The following is a 3295-nucleotide window of genomic DNA, read 5'->3' on the forward strand; positions in this document are numbered from 1 at the left end:
TTTGAGCAATAAATGCACAAACTCTTGCTGTTGTTGCTAAATCAAAATCATGTATAACTTGATTGAGAGGAGCGACATATCTATGAATATCATCATCAGAAGCATCGGGCATAATTGCTTTCAGATTTTCAGCAGTCAATAAATCTGAGTTATTAGATTCTATAATTTCTGCCTGATTTTCCCAGGATAGCTCCCAATGATCGGAGAAAATATACCAGGTTCCAGCATTATGATTGAGTTCAACTTGGTAATGTCCCTGTTCTGCTAGAGAATATTTGATAACTTCATAAGTTTTTCCTTGAGCAACAGATGTTTTTTGACTCTCAGGAAGTTGAGAAGCTTGAGCTACTGCTTTTTTGAGAACAGTTTGACTAATTGCTTTGATAGTTTCCATTTTTTATAGTCTTGATATTTTTGTGAATGCAACAGGCAACGAGCAAAAGAGGGTAGAAACAGAAGAGAGACAGGAGGTAAAGGAGCAAGGGAGTGGAAAGTTGGCAAAGCAATTCTATTAGAAAGCAATCTTAGGACATTAGAGGTTACTTCCTTCCACTCCGGTCGCAATGATCTAGTCAGATTTAATTAGGCATAAATATTAATGTTTTGCCACCATTGCCTGTTCCCTGCTATCGGCAGAGACAGCATAGCAAAATCTACAAATTCTGAGGTAGTCCTGTTGGTTTTCCTTTAACAGAAACAGTGACTCTACCCCATCCTGCTTGTTCACCCATATCGACCCAAATTTTTCTTAAAAGATCGAAACTGTAAGGATCGTAAGCTGCTTTTACCCCTACCTGGTAAGTATTGCCCGCTCCGTCTCTAATACCATAAGGATCGTGTATGAAAATTTTCTGTTTGTCTAGGTCAAATCCTGTAGCTACCACCATGTGTCCGCTACCTTTATATGCCATACCCATAACTACTGGATATCCTGCTTGCAAGCACTCGATTAATTCATCAATTGAAAGTGTATAGGAAAAATAGGTATCTACTTCAAAATATTGTAAAGCACGAGTATTTGCTTGATGATCGGTAGTATCCCCATATTTATCTAGTATCTTCCCATACATACTTTCAAATTCACTATAACCCTCTGATTTTGCTTTTTCAACAAGATCGGGTCTGAGAAAGGCTAAAAACATTGAACAAGAAGTTAGGTTACATTGTCTGTAACCAGGTCCGTGATAGGCCGTATCGTTATCCAACTGAGAGAAATAGGGAACTTCGAGTTTTTTGAATTTTTCTTTTGTCTGTGTCATTTGAGAAATAGTATTGTATACAAAAAAGTACAAAAAACAGATGGAACAAGAAGTTTAGAGAGGCAGAATACTTTTTGAGTTCCAGTCCGGTTGAACAGTTGTCATTGCGACATTTGTAGAACATTCTATAGAAAATCAATCTCCAGCTTTGAGAGATTGCTTTCCGTTCCGGAATGCTCCGCAAACCTTGAACTCCATTTCAGTCGCAATGACTTTTACACTAAGTAATTATCTGGACTTGATATGATTTGATTAATGCTTGAGTTTTGGGCTGTTTTAGCTCAACTACAGCATAATATTGTCCTCACTAAATAGAAAGCTTGTAATTGCTTTCATTAATTAGACGTTTAAGGAAGCAAATTTCTGAATTATTTTTTTCTTAAAATTCAAAGAAACTTTACTTATAGCGCTGTGCGCAGGGAACAGGCAACAGGGAACAGGGAACAGGGGGAATAAATTGCCGATAATATAAGACTTCTAGCTCTTTTGCCCCTACTACAATTTGTAAATATACCAGCGCTCATTGCTATAGATGTTGTCTGCTTAGGAAAAGCAACTTCTGATGTCAGATCAAATCTGCCTGCAATGGAAGTGTTATCAGAAACCGGGTTTGTGGAAAGTATATGTTAGTATAGTGGGGCATTATATCAAATCCGGTTAAACAACCATAGAATGGTTAAGTTAGGAGGAGTCAACCCACCCCCGCCCCTCCCCCTCCCCTCCTGGGAGGGGGAGTCAGGAGTCAGGAGAAGAAAGAATTACAAAGATGAGCGTAGTTATGACGATTGAAGATTTTTTTTATGTCCAATTAAACGGATTTGATATTAAATACAAACCCGGTTTCTCTGCTTTTTTATACCGATACTACCGGATTTGATGTCACTGTCTCACCAAGAACATTTCCCTATCAACCACCCTGTTACAGCCAGTAGAAATATTTTTTTCATCTTACTGGCCACCCCCCCCCGATAAAATATTCCCTCAACTCCTTTCGTAATATGTTCCGTGCCTGAGAAATTCGCTTGCAGACATTATCGTAGGAAATATTTTGTTTTTGGGCAATGTCTTGATGAGGAAGTTGCTGATAAAAATGCAGGATAAACGTTTCACGCATTCTCGTCGGCAAATTATCAATAGCACGACGAATCACAATCCTTTTCTCTTCTGCTTCTATAAAATAATTTGGCCTTTCTTCAACTAAAACCACTTCTTGCTCCTCAGCAGATGCGTAATCTTCGATATTTTCAACTCTATTCGCACCCCGAATGTGTTCTCGATGAATATCCACACAGAGGTTATAAGTCAGTTTTGTCAGCCATGCCTTAGAATTATAAATTTTTGCTGCATTCTTTTGCTTCTTCTCCCAAGCTTTGAGCATTGCCCGACTGAGGGCATCCTCAGCATTAGTTCGGTTTCCGCCCATCCACTTGACACAGCAATAATAAAGATAATCTTCATGCTTTAGCCATTGCTGCCAAAACTCTTGCTCTGTTTTTTCAGTACAATTTAGACCCAATGTAGTAGCTGAAACTACTTTGAGAGAATTTGATACCATAATAGTCAACCCTTAAAGAAATCTATTAGTTAGTTGGAGCAGAACTATAATTTCAAGGGAATGGGTAGCATTCTTGGGAATTGTATGTTATAATTTAACACCATGAAACTTACACAATACGATCTATTTCTGTCCAAAGCTACCGATGGGGTTTGTAGACCAGTCCGGAATAAGTAATCTGAAATCCAAGTTTTTCCTACCTCATGTGTAAGTCATAAAGAGTATCTAATCATCTCTGAAAAGCTGATTTATTCCTAGATAAGTAGTCATGCAAATTTAAGACCGAAAACAATAAACGCTGTAATAGTCTATATTCAAAGAATAGAGCGATTTATTATTACCTTAAAATAGGCAAAATCAATTACACATATTTTAAGGTTGAAAAAATAAAATGGATTTCGTAGTAGTTTTCCTTTGAATAATAATTTGGTACTAAACCAACCGACTTCTAGCATAATTGTTTATCCTTTTTTCAACTGTT

At 37.5% G+C, this 3295-nt stretch carries 3 protein-coding genes; all 3 read right to left on the minus strand.

What is annotated here, in order from left to right; all coding sequences use genetic code 11:
• On the minus strand, positions 1-394 hold a 394-nt coding region (locus tag F6K13_RS24995; RefSeq protein WP_287288704.1), incomplete at its 3' end, for a hypothetical protein.
• Positions 395-653: 259 nt separating this feature from the next.
• Positions 654-1259 carry a C39 family peptidase gene (locus F6K13_RS25000; RefSeq protein WP_124145429.1) on the minus strand — a complete coding sequence of 202 codons (606 nt, stop codon included), beginning with the start codon at positions 1257-1259 and terminating at the stop codon, positions 654-656.
• 943 nt (positions 1260-2202) lie between these two features.
• A complete protein-coding gene (locus tag F6K13_RS25005; RefSeq protein WP_287288706.1) occupies positions 2203-2814 on the minus strand; it encodes an RNA polymerase sigma factor in 612 nt (203 codons plus the stop codon).
• Positions 2815-3295: the final 481 nt, after the last annotated feature.

This window comes from Okeania sp. SIO2B9 (genome assembly GCF_010672505.1).
Taxonomy (GTDB): Bacteria; Cyanobacteriota; Cyanobacteriia; order Cyanobacteriales; family Microcoleaceae; genus Okeania; species Okeania hirsuta.